The organism is Dellaglioa sp. CoH-57-MRSF-22, from assembly GCF_056781895.1.
The window spans coordinates 1-358 of record NZ_JBXAXT010000131.1 but is presented as its reverse complement, the minus strand read 5'-3'; the positions used below and the strand labels follow the sequence as shown (position 1 = coordinate 358).

The 358-nt window shown below is 56.1% G+C and carries 1 protein-coding gene; it reads right to left on the bottom strand.

The genetic code is table 11. The features are described from left to right. Nucleotides 1–358, bottom strand: a 358-nt coding sequence (locus AC1RPR_RS08520; RefSeq protein ID WP_481763518.1) for a hypothetical protein, incomplete at both ends; no start/stop codon positions are given.

The following is a 358-nucleotide window of genomic DNA, read 5'->3' as shown; positions in this document are numbered from 1 at the left end:
CTTTACCACACCGGACTTCAGCTTCACATCTTGCGAAACGGACACGACGCGCACCGCAAGTGCGCCAGTGTCTTTCTTCTTGTTGGCGCGAAGCACCAGCTTGAAGGTTTTGTTGGCCGGGAGACGCATGCTACCCTTTACGCCTTCTGCGCGATCAGCGGCCTTTGCCGGGAACTTCTTGTCGTTCGTGGGTTTGAATGTGACGGCAGCGAGCCGTGCCTGAATCGCGAGAAGAGTGCGCATGTCGTAAGCCGCAAGATTGCGCTTTTTCTTGTCTTCTGCTTCTGGGTTGTAGCGTCCGATGTAGCGCGTTGCCTCGATTTGGGATGCGAGCAGACCATCTTCTTCGGTCGTGACC